General features: G+C 41.9%; 14 protein-coding genes and 1 tRNA gene. 7 read left to right on the forward strand and 8 right to left on the reverse strand.

Annotated elements, in window-relative coordinates; genetic code table 11:
- Positions 1–11 precede the first annotated feature (11 nt).
- Together BLS32_RS13930 and BLS32_RS13935 are read right to left on the reverse strand one after the other, a co-directional pair.
- The gene (locus tag BLS32_RS13930) at positions 12–2,345 is read right to left on the reverse strand and encodes a T9SS type A sorting domain-containing protein (RefSeq protein ID WP_091397129.1); all 2,334 of its coding nucleotides are present in this window, start codon (positions 2,343–2,345) and stop codon (positions 12–14) included.
- A 97-nt stretch (positions 2,346–2,442) separates the two neighbouring features.
- Complete coding sequence (locus BLS32_RS13935; RefSeq protein ID WP_091397131.1) at positions 2,443–2,880, reverse strand: retropepsin-like aspartic protease; 438 nt, start codon at positions 2,878–2,880, stop codon at positions 2,443–2,445.
- Positions 2,881–2,973: 93 nt separating this feature from the next.
- Here BLS32_RS13935 and BLS32_RS13940 point away from each other — a divergent pair, with 93 nt between their 5' ends.
- From BLS32_RS13940 to BLS32_RS13955, 4 genes are all read left to right on the forward strand, one after another.
- Complete coding sequence (locus tag BLS32_RS13940) at positions 2,974–3,741, forward strand: TatD family hydrolase (RefSeq protein ID WP_091397133.1); 768 nt, start codon at positions 2,974–2,976, stop codon at positions 3,739–3,741.
- 69 nt (positions 3,742–3,810) lie between these two features.
- Complete coding sequence (locus BLS32_RS13945; RefSeq protein ID WP_091397136.1) at positions 3,811–4,944, forward strand: 1-acyl-sn-glycerol-3-phosphate acyltransferase; 1,134 nt, start codon at positions 3,811–3,813, stop codon at positions 4,942–4,944.
- Complete coding sequence (locus BLS32_RS13950) at positions 4,937–5,965, forward strand: asparaginase (protein ID WP_091397720.1); 1,029 nt, start codon at positions 4,937–4,939, stop codon at positions 5,963–5,965. The genes BLS32_RS13945 and BLS32_RS13950 overlap by 8 nt, the downstream gene beginning before the upstream one ends.
- A 62-nt stretch (positions 5,966–6,027) precedes the next feature.
- A tRNA-Ser gene (locus BLS32_RS13955) sits at positions 6,028–6,118 on the forward strand.
- A gap of 171 nt (positions 6,119–6,289) precedes the next feature.
- On the opposite strand, the gene nhaA is transcribed toward BLS32_RS13955, so the two are convergent.
- Complete coding sequence (gene nhaA, locus BLS32_RS13960; RefSeq protein WP_091397139.1) at positions 6,290–7,441, reverse strand: Na+/H+ antiporter NhaA; 1,152 nt, start codon at positions 7,439–7,441, stop codon at positions 6,290–6,292.
- A gap of 67 nt (positions 7,442–7,508) precedes the next feature.
- Positions 7,509–8,270, reverse strand: a complete 762-nt coding sequence (locus BLS32_RS13965; RefSeq protein ID WP_091397721.1) for a phosphatase PAP2 family protein — start codon at positions 8,268–8,270, stop codon at positions 7,509–7,511.
- A 197-nt stretch (positions 8,271–8,467) separates the two neighbouring features.
- Between BLS32_RS13965 and BLS32_RS13970 the strand changes: the two genes are divergently transcribed.
- On the forward strand, positions 8,468–9,181 hold the full coding sequence (locus tag BLS32_RS13970) for a porin family protein (RefSeq protein WP_091397724.1): 714 nt from the start codon (positions 8,468–8,470) through the stop codon (positions 9,179–9,181).
- Here the strand turns inward: BLS32_RS13970 and BLS32_RS13975 are convergent.
- From BLS32_RS13975 to asnS, 3 genes are all read right to left on the reverse strand, one after another.
- Positions 9,176–9,781 (reverse strand): hypothetical protein, encoded by a 606-nt coding sequence (locus BLS32_RS13975; RefSeq protein WP_091397142.1) that lies wholly within the window; start codon positions 9,779–9,781, stop codon positions 9,176–9,178. The genes BLS32_RS13970 and BLS32_RS13975 overlap by 6 nt on opposite strands.
- Before the next feature lie 12 nt (positions 9,782–9,793).
- Positions 9,794–11,254: an RNA polymerase factor sigma-54 gene (rpoN, locus tag BLS32_RS13980; RefSeq protein WP_091397144.1), complete on the reverse strand. Its 1,461-nt coding sequence runs from the start codon at positions 11,252–11,254 to the stop codon at positions 9,794–9,796.
- Between the two features lie 119 nt (positions 11,255–11,373).
- Positions 11,374–12,807 carry an asparagine--tRNA ligase gene (gene asnS / locus BLS32_RS13985; RefSeq protein ID WP_091397146.1) on the reverse strand — a complete coding sequence of 478 codons (1,434 nt, stop codon included), beginning with the start codon at positions 12,805–12,807 and terminating at the stop codon, positions 11,374–11,376.
- Between the two features lie 233 nt (positions 12,808–13,040).
- On the opposite strand from asnS, the gene BLS32_RS13995 reads away from it, so the two are divergent.
- Positions 13,041–13,379 carry a hypothetical protein gene (locus BLS32_RS13995; RefSeq protein WP_091397151.1) on the forward strand — a complete coding sequence of 113 codons (339 nt, stop codon included), beginning with the start codon at positions 13,041–13,043 and terminating at the stop codon, positions 13,377–13,379.
- A gap of 3 nt (positions 13,380–13,382) precedes the next feature.
- Here the strand turns inward: BLS32_RS13995 and BLS32_RS14000 are convergent, their stop codons facing one another.
- Positions 13,383–15,821 (reverse strand): efflux RND transporter permease subunit, encoded by a 2,439-nt coding sequence (locus BLS32_RS14000; RefSeq protein ID WP_091397153.1) that lies wholly within the window; start codon positions 15,819–15,821, stop codon positions 13,383–13,385.
- Positions 15,822–16,122: 301 nt separating this feature from the next.
- Here BLS32_RS14000 and BLS32_RS14005 point away from each other — a divergent pair, with 301 nt between their 5' ends.
- The gene (locus BLS32_RS14005) at positions 16,123–18,390 is read left to right on the forward strand and encodes a cation:proton antiporter domain-containing protein (protein WP_091397156.1); all 2,268 of its coding nucleotides are present in this window, start codon (positions 16,123–16,125) and stop codon (positions 18,388–18,390) included.
- Position 18,391: the final 1 nt, after the last annotated feature.

Here is an 18,391-nt window from a genome sequence, read left to right on the forward strand (position 1 = left end):
GAAGAGCGCGTTTACGCTTTGATCAATTTAAATGTTTTTGATTTTCCATCAGAAATGACTTTTGCAAAATACAATCCGTTCGATAAAAACGACAAATCGATTGTGGTCTTGATGTTTTTGACGGTTTCCGAATGGATGATTTTTCCTGAAACGTCATAAAATTGGACACTATCAATAAGCTGTTTATCGGAAAAAATCGTCCAGTTATCTTGAACCGGATTCGGATAACTGCTAAAACCGAATGAATCAAAATCGGCTGCAGCCAAAGCAGAAACAAATTCGGTAGTACAAATATCTGTTACAATGGCTGGGTTAAAATCGAAGTAAATTTCGGCTGTATTCGGAATAATATCTCCAATTGCAAATCCAGGCTTTGGCTTAACCTGAAAGGCAATGTAGCCTTTTCCGACATCGGTATTTTCTACAGATGGCGGTAAGTTTATCGCGGCAAATGTCCATGTCAGTTTGTTGTCAACCCGATCTAAAAAACAATTGGAACTCGTTGCCGTCATCTTAACCGAAGCCGGGTCGAGTTTTTCGTCCAGCATATCCTCGACTTTAACATTTATCGCATGAGCAGTTCCTGTATTTTCGAAACGAATGGTGTAGGTCAGATAATCATCTGCTCCAAACGCGGCATGCAGGATCTTTCCTCCATGACTTTCCATTTTATTGTTTGGATCATACGCGCCAATTACTGTCATCGTAAGGGAATCGTTATTATTCGACGTATTAATATCACCAGCAGGAAGATTTGCCGTTACTGTGTTTGTCAGCTGATCTCCAAGATTTACGGTTGGCATTACAGGAACCTGACACGTTACCCTAACCTGACGGGTTTCGAAAGGCTGTAAATCTGAAAACGATAAGCTAAATCCAGTTTCGGTTCGAATGGCGTCAGGGGCAGAAATATCGGTTATGGTGAGGAGTGGGTCTTTTGTAAAAAGGAGGTTTCCTGAGCTTAATGTGACCGGAGAATTATTTGTAAAAAGTACTTCGTTGACATATCTGAAACCGGGTCTTGGCTGGGTGTAAGCATATATTTTTGTAGAAACATCTGTGTATGGGCTCGCATGGACAGCGAAATTATAGTTGCTAATGCCTGAAGCAGGAACGGAAACATTGAAATAGGCAGCCGGACTGATAGTGTAATTAGCTGCCACATCGCCATCTACTACAAAACCTACGTTATAGGTATTCGACAGGTTGTTATCCTGCAACGATAAATGCGCACCACTGGTAATGTTATGCATGCTGTTGTTAGTGTCATACTGAAATCCTCCTCGGGAAAAATCAACTTCCGACGCATCTTTAACATTGTTATTATTGGTGTCAAGAAAAGCATTAAAAGTCATCATGCCGCTGCTGGTAAGTTGATAGCTGTATGGAATGACAGACTGGGTTGTGCGGTTTAAATTCCGGCCTGAAAGTAAAATGAAACCGTTGATGTACCCATTGTCAATTTCCCGTTGCGTAATCACGTGTATTCCGCTGTAGGCACTGTTATTTGAAGTTCCGGCAGGAAGCAGATCAATGAATGAGCCGATAATGTTCATAGATATGCTTGTGGCTGTTACCATCGTACAATTAATGTTTGTTCTGTTCACAATGGTCATCTGGTAATTAACAGTATCACCCGCGTTTAATAATCCGTCATTGTTGAAATCGGAATAGTTGCCGTTGAGTTCCATTCCAAGATCCGGGCACGAAGGATTTGCAATTTGCAGTGACACAATTTCCGACCTGCATCCAGTCACTGCATCGGTATATTCAAATTCTAATAATGAAGAAGCCGAGGCGGAAAAAAAAACCGTTCCATTGGGACTGCTTGCTATGGTTTGGACTGCACTTCCATTGATGGTATATTGAAGAGAAGTGATGCGTCCCTGCGGAAGTCCGGATATAATTACAGATGAAAAATTTTCTGGGCATGTTGGTGTCGTTGCGGATACCTGAAACTCAGGAGCGGCGCAATCTCCAATAAATACGGTAACAGTGCCAATATTACAGAGAAAAGGTATTAGGATGTCGCAAATTTGGTATTTCAGACGATAACGGCCATTGGGTATTGTTGCTTGTGAGAGGATTATGGAACCATCAGGAGAAAGATTGATGTTTGGGTTTTCGGTACCGATTTGTACGAGCGTGACATTGGATAGAGTCGCAGGCTCTTCGTTATGTATATCGTTGTCGAGCACATTTGTTGTTGAGATTTGACCAATGTTGCCATTTTCAAATACAACACGGTCATTATGAACCAACAGTATGGGTTGGGCACTTACAAAACCCTGCATGAAAAGCATACAGGCAAAAAACAGGACTCTGAAAAAGTATTTTAGTTTCATGATTCATTATTAAGATGTTACGCACAAATATAAATGCAAAATGAATACCCCGTCATTACTAATGAGTAAACGCTTGTTTTGAATTAGAATTCGATTTTTAAATTAAATACAAATACCGATTCTCATAATCAATAACCGCTTTTCCATGAATCAAAACATCTGCTCCAATAATCCCTTGAACCGGTTTCACTTTATGCTGTTCCAAAGCCGAATTCACATGTGATAAATCAAAGATCACCAGATTGAAATCGTCATTTTTCCAATTCCCAAGCTTTAATTTATTCATTTTTGCAATTTGCGTAAACATCCCGATCGCTCCGGCACCGGCAGCTTTGGTCTTTGAATTCCCGGCGGCGAGCTTAAACAATTCAATGCTTTCAAAGCCCACACAACTGTTCGATGCGCCAGTGTCCAGGATAAAATCACCTTTGACATTGTTGATTGTAGCTTTAATCAGCAAGTGATGCGTTTTGGTCACTTTGAATTTAATTTTTTTATATTTTTCCTTTTTCAGGATGTCGTACAGGTCTTTCATATTGCGAATTGATTCCCAAATATAGGGGAATTATTGGGGAATAAAAGCGCCTTTCAAACCAAAAAGTTACCTTTGCAAATTCAAAATCACATTATGATTGTTACCGATACGCATACCCATCTTTACAGCGATGAATTTTCAGACGATAGAAATGAAGTGATTCAACGCGCGATCGACAAAGGCGTTACTAGATTTTTTATTCCGGCAATTGATTCCACTTGCACCGAATCAATGTATGCACTCGAAACACAGTTTCCCGAAAATGTTTTCCTGATGATGGGCCTGCATCCGGTGTATGTCAAAGAAAATTATGAAGCTGAACTCGCTTTTGTTGAAGCCGAACTCGCCCGAAGGAAATTTTACGCCGTCGGTGAAATTGGTATCGATTTGTATTGGGACAAAACCACACTTGGCATCCAGCAAATCGCTTTCAGAAAGCAAATCCAGCTCGCAAAACAATACAAACTCCCTATAAACATTCATTGCCGCGAAGCATTCGACGAAATTTTCGAGATTTTGGAAGAAGAAAAATCTCCGGAACTTTCTGGGATTTTCCATTGCTTTACCGGAAATTACGAACAGGCATTACAAGCCATTTCCTGCGGAATGAAACTCGGTATCGGCGGTGTCGTCACATTCAAAAACGGAAAGATCGACCAATTCTTAAACCAGATCAACATCCGAAACATCGTACTCGAAACTGATTCGCCTTACCTCGCACCGGTTCCTTTCCGCGGCAAGCGCAATGAAAGCAGTTATATCGTAAATGTTGTTAACAAACTTGCAGAGATTTACGACATTTCGCCTGAAGAAGTCGCCCGCATCACGACCGAAAATTCGAAAGCAATTTTTGGCATTTAATGCAGAAACCCGAAAAAAATTTCAATAAAATTTCGTTCTTTTGTGAATGCCTAAATAAAATGAACAAAAATGCAGAAATTTGACGCGATTCGTCCTTTCTATGACGCCGAGATCAATGAGAACATCCAGAAAGCCGTAAACCATCCGATGATGAAAGCGCTGATGGATTTTACCTTTCCCGATGTAGATGATGAAGTTTGGAAAGAACAACTCCGGAAAACCCATTCGATCCGCGATTTCCAGTGTAATTTTATTTACCAGTCAGTTCAAAAAGTGCTTGAAAGAAGCTCTGACGGACTTACGACTTCGGGTTTCGAGAACTTAGAAAAAAACACGGCTTACCTTTTTATATCGAACCACCGCGACATCATCCTCGATACATCGTTGCTCAATGCCAGTCTTTTTGACCATGGATTGGTGATGACAGCTTCGGCGATTGGCGACAATCTGGTGAAGAAATCGTTCCTTTTGGCCTTGTCCAAACTCAACAGGAACTTTTTGGTTCAAAGGGGTTTGCCACCGCGCGAATTGCTGCAAAGCTCGAAATTAATGTCGGAATACATCGCCCAACTGCTGCTGCGCGAAAACCGTTCGGTTTGGATTGCACAGCGCGAAGGCAGGACGAAAGATGGCAACGATGCCACGCATCCGGGTGTTTTGAAAATGCTTGCCATGGCATCGGATGAAACGAATCTGATGGATTACTTTAAGAAAGTAAAGATTGTTCCGGTGTCGATTTCATACGAATACGACCCAACAGATGCTTTGAAAATGCCGCAATTGCGCGCCGAAGCAAACAACCAGATCTACATCAAAGAGAAAAATGAGGATTTCATGACTTTGCTCAGCGGAATTATGGGACAAAAGAAACGCATCCACATTCACGTAGGTGATGTTCTCTATACAGAACTCGACCAAATCGCTGCCGAATTTGACAATTCAAACAAACAAATTCAGGCATTGGCACAGGTTATTGATGATTCCATCCTGAATTCGTATAAACTTTGGCCAACAAATTACATCGCTTACGACATTTTGAATAAGACCGATAAATTCTCCGATAAATATACCGAAAACGAAAAATCATTGTTTGAAAGAAGGCTCGAAATCCGCATCGACGAAAACAATCCTATAGAAATGCAGGGCTTTTTGGCGATGTATGCAAATCCGGTCGTCAACAAAATGAAATATGAAAATGTCTGAGCAACCGGCCATTTTACTGATTTATACCGGCGGAACCATCGGGATGATGAAGGATTTTGAAACTGGCGCTTTAAAGGCGTTCAACTTTAGCAAACTGTTGCAAAAAATTCCTGAACTGAAGCAGCTTGATTGCCGGATCGAAACGATTTCATTCGAAAATCCGATCGATTCTTCGAATATGAACCCGCAAAAATGGGTCAAGATTGCGACGATCATTGAGAACAACTACCATGATTTTGACGGTTTTGTCGTTTTGCACGGATCAGATACAATGTCTTATTCGGCTTCAGCGTTGAGCTTCATGCTTGAAAATCTGGCGAAGCCTGTCGTATTTACCGGATCGCAACTGCCAATTGGGGATTTGCGTACCGATGCGAAAGAAAACCTGATTACGGCCATACAGATTGCATCGCTTCAGCATAAAAACAAACCGGTGATCAATGAAGTCTGTTTGTATTTTGAGTACAAATTGTACCGCGGAAATCGCACCACAAAGATCAATGCCGAACATTTCAATGCGTTTGCATCGCCAAATTATCCGCCTTTAGCCGAATCCGGTGTGCATCTGAAAATCAATAACGATCTGATGCTTCCGAAAAACGGCTCAAAAAAAATTATTTTCCATAAAGAACTCGACGACAATGTGGTTATTGTAAAAATGTTTCCGGGCATTAATGAATCGGTGCTTTCTGCAATTCTGCAAATTCCGAACCTCAAAGGAATGGTGCTTGAAACCTACGGATCAGGAAATGCGCCCACAGATGAATGGCTGATTTTGGCCCTGAAAAAAGCAATCAAATCCGGGCTTCATGTGGTGAACGTCACGCAATGTTCAGGCGGAAGCGTTAGCATGGGCCAATATGAAACCAGTACTTCACTCAAAAAAATCGGAGTAATTTCAGGAAAAGACAGCACCACCGAAGCGGCAATTTCGAAACTGATGTATTTGCTTGGGCAGCAAGTGGCCCCAAATGTTTTCAAAACCATTTATGAAACGTCGATACGCGGCGAATTGTCATAATTTTTCACAGATTATATTTCGATAACTGGGATTTTTTCGTGTTCTTTGCAGCCGTTACAATTAGAGAGGTGGCCGAGTGGTCGAAGGCGCACGCCTGGAAAGTGTGTATACTCCACAAGGGTATCGTGGGTTCGAATCCCATCCTCTCTGCCAAAGAAAATCAATGCTTCCGCTTGCGGGAGCATTTTTAGTTTCAGGCGCAGCAAGCGAAAGGTTTGCTTAAGCCGTGAAAAATGCGATAAGGCATGAAATGCCAAAGCAATGATTTTCTTTGAACCGCTTACCTTTCAGGGATGGCCGCAGGCAATCCTATCTTTTTGTCTTTTAATTAATATCCAATGCTGTATTCCCTTTCAGATTTATTTTAAGAAATAAAAATCCAGCCAATCCGGCAACAAGCGAAGACAACAAAATAACGAGTTTAGAATTGTTAATAATGTCCTGATCGTCAAAAGCAAGCAAAGTTATAAAGATCGACATGGTAAATCCGATTCCGCCTAAGAAGCCTACGCCAAGGATTGTTTTCCAATTCAGATCTTCGGGAAGTTTACACCATCCAAACGCCGATGCAACATAGGTAAGCAGAAAAATCCCCAGCGGTTTGCCAACGATCAGCCCAAGCGCAATCCCAATGCTATAATGTTGAGACAATGTTTCGCCAACATCCGAACCCAAAAAAATCGCAGTATTCGCCAATGCAAACAACGGCAAGATCAAAAAAGCGACCGGTTTGTGCAGGAAATCTTGTAAGATAAATGAAGTAGATTTCTCGTCTCCATTGCCAAACGGAATTGCAAAAGCCAGCAATACGCCTGTTATCGTTGCATGAACGCCGGAATGTAGCATGAAATACCACATCAAAATTCCGCCGATCAGGTACGGGAAAAGATTTCTGACTTTCAATCTGTTAAAAATTAATAACAATCCGAAAATGCCCAATGCGATGAACAGGTTTGTAAAATCAAGTGATTTGGTATAAAAAAAAGCAATGACCAAGATTGCACCGAGGTCGTCAATAACCGCCAAAGCTGTCAAAAACACTTTAAGTGCAATTGGAACACGGCTGCCCAATAGAGACAAAACCGCCAACGCAAATGCAATATCGGTAGCCATCGGGATTCCCGCGCCCGATTGTGTGGCTGTTCCGAAATTAAACATCAGGAAAATTCCCGCCGGAACAAGCATTCCGCCTAAAGCGCCAAAAATGGGAAACAGCGCATCTTTAAAATTAGCCAATTCACCAATGTAAATTTCCCTTTCTAGCTCGAGTCCGATGAGTAAAAAGAAAACCGTCATCAGTCCGTCGTTGATCCAGTATTCTATCGTTTGCCCGGCCATCGGGCTATGCCAAAAGTGCTGATAACCGTCGAAACCGCAATTTGACAACGCAAGCGAAACAACCGTACAGGCGATCAAAAGAATTCCCGATGCTTTTTCGTTGTGGAAAAAATCATTGAAAAGGCCGGATAATTTCATGTTTTTGGATTGCGTTTACAATTGCAAATGGCAAGTTACGAAATTTAGCACTACGGCTGATCTGGAATTAAAAAGTAGTCGCCAATCCGAAACCCACTTGCTTTCCATTGTAATAAGGCATAAAGGAAGTTGGCATTTTAGTTTCTTTCGTACCGAAAATCAATTTGTTGACATACGGATGGATCCAATAAGCCACTTTCGTGCTCAGGATTCCAACGCCTGCGCCTGCTGCAACATCTGAAAGCCAGTGCTTGTTGTTGTACATCCTGAAAATCCCGGTTCCTGTCGCCACAGCATAAGCGCTGATGCCATACCAAACGGATTTGTCTTTGTATTCCTGCCACATGAATTCGGCTCCGGCAAAAGCAGTCGCCGTATGTCCGGAAGGAAAAGAACTCAGGTTGCTTTCGTCAGGCCGTTCCGATTTGATGCTTTTTTTGACAGCCATCACCGTCGTACACATAATAATATTGGAAGTCAGCATGATCACCGTCCGGTCTTTAAAATTATGCTTGCCTTTGATTCCTAGGGCATTCAGCCCATAAACGGCAACAACAGGCGCATATCTGGAATAGTCATCGATTGGAAATTGCTTGTGCGGATTTTCGATGATTTCATTGCGGAGTTCCCTATTGTAACGAATCAATTGGTCGCTTTTCAAACCCCAGGCACCATACGCAATCAACACCGTTGGAATGATCAAATGCTTGTAACTGAAATTCAGGTTTTTGGATTTTGAATCGAGAATAATACTGTCCTGCGGTATTTGTTGTGCCTGAAGGCCGATAACACCAAAGGTTAAAAGAAGAAATACCGGATTTTTTATCATCAATTTTTTCATATGGGGTTTCACACTAACGCAGAAATTTTGATAATATTGAAAAGAATGTAGATTTTAAGTAATTCTTAAGATATTGTTTTTAAATGGGTTGGACGAAAACCAGGTTTTACCCCAATTTGAATCGCCAAATATTACAAATGGTAAAACCGCTTTTTTTTGTAACTTTAAGCCGCAAAACAATTCTTATGCGATTTCCAGTTTTTTTGATGATCTTACTTTCGGGCTTCAAACTTTTTTCCCAGGAAGCTGAAAAGGAGAAAAAAGTATATCCGCCACCAATGATCGCGGTAGATTCGTTGTATCGTGAAGACCAGTTTTATGTGGGTATTACCTACAATTTACTATTAAATACCAGACAGGGTGTTTCACAAAACAAATTTTCAACGGGTTTTACCGGCGGGATTTTGCGTGATATGCCAGTCAACAAAAGCCGGACTGTTGCGCTTGCAACTGGTTTTGGCGTTACGTATAACAAGTATTTCCAGAATCTGATCATTTCAAAACTTGATGGTGTGCCACAATACAATCTTGTTGCCAGCGGAACACCGTATAAGAAAAACAAGCTCGACCATATTTTCCTGGATGTGCCGCTGGAATTCCGATGGCGCACGTCAACACCCGAAAGCCATAAGTTCTGGCGTGTGTATTCGGGTGTGAAGCTGAGTTACCTGGTTTCCGGAAAATCGGTTTACATAGACGACAATTACAATGTGAAAGTCACGAAAAACAGTGATTACAATAGGTTTCAGGCTGGCGCTTACATTGCCGGAGGTTACAATACATGGAATTTTTACGCCTATTATGGAATTACAGATCTGTTTAAACCATCTGCAAAACTAAACAACCAGGCGGTTGCTATGAATTCGCTGAACCTCGGCCTGATGTTTTACATTTTATAGCCAGAAATACCAAAGTGCGATCTGCGGAAGCATGCCTGCTAAAAACCCCATCCCCAATTCCTTTCCGCTGTGCGCATTCATGTAAAGCCTTGAAGTCGCGATCAATCCGTTGATGAGAAATAAAACGGCAATGATCGCAATCGCATTTTTGTGGTTGTGCAGGCTTAATCCGATGACAAAAAAGGTCAGTGTGCTAATTCCCATTTGATGCAGGCTGGCCTTGGTATTTGCCAAGGCTAGGATAAAAGCGATCACCGTACTGATAAATCCACCGGAAAAAAAGAAAAACAATTCCGGCACAATATCCACGCGGATGCTCTGCATGATCAATAATCCGATTAAAATAGCCTGTGCAGCCAATGGGATTTTGCGCTGGGAAACATCCGAAAGCATCACCGAATCGGCTTTGCCTAAAGTGCGCAGCAAGTAAAAAATCGCAATTGGAATTAGGATTAAAATGATCGAAACCTGGATGAGCAGCAAATATTTCTGCGCCGGGATAAAGTAATTTTCATTCAGAAAAAAATAAAAAAGCACGCCAAACACCGGCATGAAAAGCGGGTGGAATAGGTATGAAATGGCGGGAAGTGTTTTTTTCAATGGATTTTCAGGCTACATTTTTCTCCGCATCCGCGCTACAGGAATATCGAGTTGTTCGCGGTATTTTGCAATGGTTCTTCGCGCAATCGGATAGCCTTTGTCTTTAAGCATATCGGCAAGCTGGTCGTCGGGAAGCGGTTTGTGCTTGTCTTCATCCTCGATAATATTCTGTAGTATTTTTTTGATTTCTAACGTCGAAACATCTTCGCCCTGATCGTTTTTCATTGCTTCGGAGAAAAATTCCTTGATGAGTTTGGTTCCATAAGGGGTTTCCACAAACTTGCTGTTGGCCACGCGCGAAATCGTAGAAATATCAAGTCCAACCAGATCTGCAATGTCTTTTAAAATCATTGGGCGCAGTTTCGTTTCATCGCCGTCAAGGAAATATTCTTCCTGGTAATGCATGATCGCGTTCATCGTGACAAACAAAGTTTCCTGGCGTTGTTTGATCGCGTCGATAAACCATTTGGCTGAATCCAGTTTCTGTTTGATAAACATTACCGCATCTTTTTGCTGCGCCGATTTGTCACGCGAATCTTTATAAGTCTGCAGCATTTCCTGATAATCTTTGGAAACATGTAAAGTGGGTGCATTTCGTCCGTTTAAGGTCAGTTCGAGTTCACCTTCTACAATCCGGATCGCGAAATCGGGAACGACATGTTCGGTGAGCTTGCTGCTTCCTGCAAAAGAACCGCCCGGTTTTGGGTTCAGTTTTTCAATTTCGTGGATGCCTTTTTTAAGGCTGTCATTTGAAATACCGTATTTCTGCTGGAGTTTGTCGTAATGTTTTTTAGTAAACGCATCAAATTGATTTTCAATGATATCAGTCGCGAGTTCCACAGATTCTGTTGGCGTTTTATGCTTCAATTGCAGCATCAAACATTCCTGCAAGTCGCGTGCGCCAACACCTGAAGGTTCGAGTTCGTGAATGATATGCAGGATTCTTTCGACCGTTTTTTCATCGGTGTAAATGCCCTGCGTAAACGCCATGTCATCCACAATATCGGGAATGCTGCGGCGAATGTAACCCATATCGTCAATGCTTCCGACAAGGAATTCGGCGATTTCGCGTTCTTCGTCGTTTAGAATAAACGTGTTTAATTGGTTGATTAAATCTTGGTGAAAACTAACCGGCGAGGCCAAAGGCGATTCGCGCTGCTCTTCATCACTGTAATTATTCGCCTGAAGTTTGTAATCGGGCGTTTCGTCGTTGCTGAGGTATTCGTCAATGTTGATGTCGGTTTCGATGGATTCATTGTCCTCGAAATCGTCATATTCTTCTTCGTTGTCGAATTCGTCTTTTTCGTATTCTTCGTCTTCTTCTTTCCCGGCTTCAAGCGCAGGATTTTCGTTCATTTCCTCTTTCAAACGCTGCTCAAACGCCTGGGTAGGCAACTGGATTAGCTTCATCAGCTGGATTTGCTGCGGAGATAATTTTTGAGAGAGCTTGAGGTTTAGGAATTGCTTGAGCATAGAAATAAGTTGAAATAACGATTTATAAAAATACAAAAACAAGCTTCAACTACCGGCTTTTTTTGGATAAAATTATCAAAGAAAGAAAGTAAAATAAAGCTTGTTTCGGCTTTGTAATATTAAAATTCTGCGCTTCCCGGCGTTCGTGGAAACGGAATCACGTCTCGGATATTCGTCATTCCGGTCACAAATAAAACCAGTCTTTCAAATCCGAGTCCGAAACCTGAATGAACCGCACTTCCAAATCGTCTCGTATCCAAATACCACCACAATTCTTCTTCATCAATTCCGATCACGCGCATTTTTTCAATTAATACATCATAACGCTCTTCACGCTGCGATCCGCCAACGATCTCGCCAATTCCGGGGAATAAAATGTCCATCGCGGCAACCGTTTTGTCGTCCTCGTTCAAACGCATGTAAAACGATTTGATATTCGCCGGATAATCGTAAACAATGACAGGTGATTTAAAGTGTTTTTCAACCAGATAACGTTCGTGCTCCGACTGTAAATCAGCGCCCCATTCGTCAATTGAATATTGGAATTTTTTATTTTTATTCGGTTTGGAATTTCTCAAAATATCAATCGCTTCAGTATAAGACACGCGTTTGAAATTGTTTTCCAATACAAAATTTAATTTCTCAAGTAACGGCATTTCTGAACGTTCAGCCTGCGGTTTTACTTTTTCCTCTTCAAGCAATCGGCCTTCAAGGAATTTTAAATCGTCTTCACATTTGTCGACCGTATATTTAATGACATATTGGATAAAATCCTCAGCCAGATCCATATTATCGTGCAAATCGTTAAATGCTACTTCCGGCTCGATCATCCAAAACTCCGCCAAATGGCGTGAAGTATTTGAATTTTCCGCACGAAATGTCGGTCCAAAAGTATAAATCTGGCCCAAAGCCATCGCAAAAGTTTCGCCTTCGAGTTGGCCAGAAACCGTCAAATTCGTATGTTTTCCAAAAAAATCTTCTTTATAATTGATGCTTCCGTCGTCGTTTTTCGGTAAATTGTCCAATGGCAACGACGTCACCTGAAACATTTCCCCCGCGCCTTCAGCATCTGCGCCTGTAATCACCGGCGTATTCACATACACAAAACCCTTTTCCTGAAAATATTGATGTACTGCAAAAGCCAACACCGAACGCACGCGCATAATGGCGCCGAAAGCATTTGTACGAACCCTTAAATGTGCATTTTCACGCAAAAATTCAAGCGAGTGTTTCTTTGGCTGCATTGGGAATTTCTCTGCATCAGAATCGCCTAAAATCTCCAGCTTTTTCACCTGAATTTCATATTTCTGGCCTTTTCCCTGGCTTTCCACCAAATCGCCAATCACAGAAACTGCAGCACCGGTCGTAATTCTTTTCAAAGTTTCCTCAGGCGTGTTCTCAAAATCCACGACACATTGGATGTTATTGATCGTCGAGCCGTCATTCAGCGCGATAAATTGATTGTTCCTAAAAGTGCGGACCCAGCCTTTTGCATTGATTTCCTGTAGCGTTTTCGTACTGTTGAGCAAGTCTTTAACTTTTGTGTGCTTCATCTTGATTTAAGATTTATGATTTTTGAATTAGCGAACCAAAGCGCAAATATAATGGATTTTGTTATTTTTCAGGAGCTATTTCCGGCTTTCCGCTGTATCTTTTTTATGGCTCCGCTGCGCTGCGCCACAAAAAAGGATGCCGCTGCAATCCGGGCTAAAACACGAAACGGTTTTCAAATCTGCGTAAACCAATTGGAAATTGTCTTATATTAGAACTTCTTAAAAAGTTTGATATGGGAAAAGCATCAAAGTTTATTGCAGCTGCAGTTGTCATCATGGTTTTTTTGACATTGGTATACCATTCAAAAAAAGATGCTTACGAAAACGAAAAGGCTTTTTCCCAGAAGTATTTCACTGGCGAACTGCTTGCAATTGAACAAGGACGCGGCATTAAAATTTACTATTCCACAACCGAATTTTTTTACGCGGTTCCTGATGTCGATTTTAAAGTTGGCGATCATTTCAGGAAAACTACCGATTCGCTCGAACTGTTTCGTAATGGCAATTTGGTCCGCAAAATTAAAGTTGAAAAACCAACCGAAAGTTATTTTGATTATTTTACCGGATTTTAAAATTTATTGATCTTTCGCTCCCAGATCGCGGTGTCCCGGACGATTGTCAATTTCTTCATCCGAAGGTTCGATAATATCGATCTTCGGTTCTATGAATTCCTGTTCGTTTGCGAGTGTTTTGTTCAGCGTCAAAACCAAAGCCGGCAACAGCATCAAATTCGACATCATCCCGAAAAACAAGGTCACCGAAACCAATCCGCCCAAAGCGATCGTTCCGCCAAAGCTGCTCAGCATAAACACTGAAAACCCAAAGAACAGCACGATCGACGTGTAAAACATACTAAGCCCGGAATCGGCAAAAGTGGCAAAAACCGACTTCCGGATTTTCCAGTTGTTCTTCTTCAATTCTTCGCGGTATTGCGCTAAAAACCGCACCGTATCATCGACCGAAAGCCCAAATGCAATTCCGAAAACTAAAATCGTAGACGGTTTCAACGGAATGTCCATAAAGCCCATGATCCCGGCAGTAATCATTAACGGCAATAAATTTGGGATGATCGAAACCAAGATCATTTTAAACGACCGGAACATAAAACCGATCAAAACGGCCGTCAGGAAAAAGGCAAAAACCAGCGATGATAATAAATTGTCGAGCAAATAACCGGTTCCTTTTTGAAACACCAATGACTTTCCGGTGATCGTGACGTTGTATTGGTCTTTTGGGAAAACCTGTTCGGCTTCTTTGCGGATTTCGGCTTCGATCAGCGGAATTTTATCGCCGTTGTCATCGCGCATAAAAGTGGTGATCCTGGCATATTGCCCGGTAGAATCGACGTAGCTTTTCATCAGATTCTGCTTGTTGTCTTTAACCGAATTCTTTGCATAAGATAAAATAAAAGCCTGTTCCTGTGACGTCGGCAAATCATAATATTCGGGATTTCCATTGTAATATGCCTGTTTCGAATATTTCACTAAGCTCACAATCGAAATCGGTTTTGACAATTGCGGAATCTGGTTGATTTCTTTTTCAAATTCGTCCATCCGCTTCAGCGTAGACAATTTCATTACGCCTTTTTTACGCTTCGTATCGATCATGATCTCGAGCGGCATCACGCCGTCAAATTCATTTTCAAAGAATACAATGTCTTTAAAAAACGGCGCTTTTTTAGGCATGTCTTCGATCAAACTTCCAGAGATGCGCATTTTGTAAATTCCGATGATGCTAATCACTAAAAGCACGACTGCAACGACATAAATCGAAAAACGGTCTTGTTTTACAGTGCGCAAAATCCAGTCCATAAACGCTTTGACAGAACCGCGGTCTAGGTGCCGCAAATGGCGTTCAACAGGCGCGGGCACATAACTGTGGAAAATAGGGATGACGATCAAGGAGAGGAAAAACAACGCCATGATGTTGATGGAAGTCACCACGCCAAATTCGAGTAAAAGCTTATTATTCGAAGCTACAAAAGTCGCAAAACCAATCGCGGTCGTTAAATTTGTCATTAACGTTGCCATGCCCACTTTCGTTGTCACGCGCTGCAAGGCTTTGGCTTTATTGCGGTGGACTTTGTACTCCTGGTGGTATTTATTCGTTAAGAAAATGCAATTCGGAATTCCGATGACAATGATCAATGACGGAACCAAAGCGGTCAAAACCGTAATTTCATAATGCAGCAATCCGAGTACGCCAAACGACCACATCACGCCAATGATCACAATGACCATTGAAATTAAAGTCGCGCGGAAACTTCTGAAAAAGAAGAAAAACAACAACGAAGTAATCAATAAAGAGGCGCCGATGAAAATCCCGATCTCGCTTTTAATCGTTTCGGTATTCATCGTCCGGATGTATGGCATGCCCGAAACACGCAGGTCGATTCCGGTTTCTTTTTCGAATTGATCGACTGCCGGAATTAATTTTTTGAGGATAAAATCTTTTCGCTGCGGCGTATTAACGATTTTTTTGTCAAGGTAAATCGCTGATCGGATCGTTCCCGAACGTTTGTTAAACAACAAGCCTTCATAAAACGGCAGGTCGTGAAACAGTTCGGTTTTTATTTTTTTGAGGTAATTTTCGTCCAATGTTTTGCTGTTGTCGACAAACGGAACGAGTTCAAATTTTTGCAACGAATCGTTCTTTTGAAGCTTTTTCAAATCGTTAATCGATACAACGAGATCGACACCTTTGTCCGATTTGAGCGATTCCATCAATTGGCTCCAAGCCGCGTAGGCTTTGGGCGTAAAGAATTTTTCGTCTTTCACGCCGATGATCACAAGGTTGCCTTCTTCGCCAAATTTGCTCAAAAATGCTTTGTATTCGACATTCGCAATATCATCGTCAGGAAGCAGATTTGCTTCGGTATAAGTGAAATGGATGTTTTTCCATTGCAGTGTCAAAAGCATCGTAATTACTACGACAATCGACAGCATCAGGATTTTATTTCGAAGCACAACCCTGGCAATCAATTCCCAGAATCCCAGACTAAACCATTTAATCATAGTAAGTTTTTATCGGCCGCAAAGGTATTGAAACATCAGGCTCGCCGGTTTTATTGCGCCGGTTTTATTTGAGTTTTAGTTTAAATTTAACAGTCAGATTTATTTACTCCCGAAGTATCGGGATTGGATGTGCCATTTACGAGTGACAATAGCATAAATCGTACTTCTGAAAGCGTAAATTTAAAAAAGACTCATACGCTAAACGCTCAAAATTTTCTACGCCGATAAAGTCTGCGCCAGTCATTAAAATTTATATATTTGGATTCGCAACTTTGCACCATCAGCGCCGATATTTTCAAGCATGAAGAATTACAAGAATACCATCTTCTACATTACGATTACGGGCAGTTTTTCTTTACTGATTTACTGGATTTTAACGCAGGGAAAAGCGCTGGAACACGGACGGAATGTCGTAATCCCGAACGGAAAAGGGCAGTGGGAAGAATTTTTGCTGTCGATGGTACACAATTTAAGCCATCCATTGGCCATTTTATTAGCCCAGATCATTACCATTATTTTAGTCGCGCGTTTCTTTGGATGGATTTTCAGAAAGATCGGGCAGCCGAGCGTTATTGGCGAAATGATCGCCGGAATTGTACTTGGGCCATCGTTGATGGGTTTGTATTTTCCGGAGTTTTCCACTACGCTTTTTCCTACAGCATCTCTTGGAAATTTACAATTCTTAAGCCAGATCGGACTGATTCTTTTCATGTTCGTCATCGGTATGGAACTCGACCTGAAAGCTTTGAAAAATAAGGCAAATGACGCCGTTGTGATCAGCCACGCCAGCATCATTTTCCCGTTTACGCTCGGCATCGGGCTTGCGTATTACATCTACAACCAATTTGCGCCGCAGGGTGTCGAATTTGCTTCTTTCGCTTTGTTTCTCGGAATCGCAATGAGCATTACCGCATTTCCGGTTTTGGCCCGGATCGTCCAGGAACGTGGCATCCATAAAACCAGATTGGGAACGATCGTGATTACCTGCGCTGCCGCAGATGATATTACGGCCTGGTGCATTTTAGCGGCCGTAATCGCGATTGTAAAAGCCGGATCTTTTGTCAGTTCGATCTACATAATTGCAATGGCCATCGCTTATGTGTTCCTGATGCTGAAAATCGTAAGGCCATTTTTAGAAAGGGTCGGCACACTCAAAAATTCACGTTCGAGCCTGAGTAAACCTGTAGTTGCGATCTTTTTACTCACGTTGATCATTTCAGCGTATGCTACTGAAGTTATCGGAATCCACGCGCTTTTCGGGGCATTTATGGCTGGAGCGATTATGCCAGACAATGCCAAATTCAGAAGCATCATCATTGAAAAAGTTGAAGACGTTTCGGTGATCTTATTATTGCCATTATTTTTCGTTTTTACTGGTTTGCGCACCCAGATCAACGCGATCAACGATCCGTATTTGTGGAAAGTAACCGGATTAATCGTACTTGTTGCCGTAGTCGGGAAATTCGTCGGAAGCGCTGTCGCCGCAAAATTCGTCGGGCAAAGCTGGCGCGACAGTTTGACCATCGGAGCATTGATGAACACGCGCGGTTTGATGGAATTGGTCGTGTTGAACATCGGTTACGACCTTGGCGTGTTGTCGACCGAAATCTTCACGATGATGGTAATCATGGCGTTATTGACGACGTTCATGACCGGACCGGCATTGGATCTAATTAACTACATTTTTAAAACAAAAGACGCGCTGGTTCCCGAGGAAATCAAAACGGCAGCCAAATATAAAATCCTGATCTCATTCGGAAATTCAGAACGCGCCAAATCGTTGTTGCGCCTCGCGAATAGTTTTGTCCGCAAGGAAAACCGCGAATCTGTTGTGACTGCGATGCATTTGACTTTAAGTAATGAATTGCACACTTTCGATCTGGAAGAGCAGGAAAAGAAAAGCTTTGCGCCGTTGCTTTCCGAAGCTGAAGTTTTGGATCAGCAGCTTGTCACTTTATTTAAAGCGTCGAACGACATCGATTCCGATATTATAGAAATTGCAAACCACGGCGAATATGATTTGCTATTGGTTGGCTTGGGACAATCGATCTTTGAAGGCACTTTGCTCGGGAAAGTCCTGGGTTATACCACGCGAATCATCAATCCGGACCGTTTGATCGACAAATTCATCGGAAAAGAAGGCCTGTTTGAAAATTCGCCTTTTGACGAAAGAACGCGGCAAATTGTAGCAAAATCAAAAATGCCGGTCGGGATTTTAGTAGATAAAAACCTAGAAAACCTCAATCATATTTTTGTTCCGATTTTCAACAATGACGACGCTTTTTTAGTCGATTATGCCCGAAAACTGGTTTTCAACAACGATTCACACATTACATTTGTCGACCCAAATGACGCAATCCAGGGCAATTCTGACATTAGCGAAAACATTTCTGAGATCAAAAACGACATGCCTGCCAACATCAAAATGATGGAAGAGCGTACGATGAAAAAAGAATTCCTCGCCAAACAGGACATTATGCTGATTAGCCTCGAAAGCTGGAAAAAGCTAATCAATTCCCAAAGCATCTGGCTCAGTAACATTCCGTCAGTTTTAATCATCAAACCTTAAT

This window comes from Flavobacterium noncentrifugens (genome assembly GCF_900100375.1).
In the GTDB taxonomy this organism is placed as follows: Bacteria; Bacteroidota; Bacteroidia; order Flavobacteriales; family Flavobacteriaceae; genus Flavobacterium; species Flavobacterium noncentrifugens.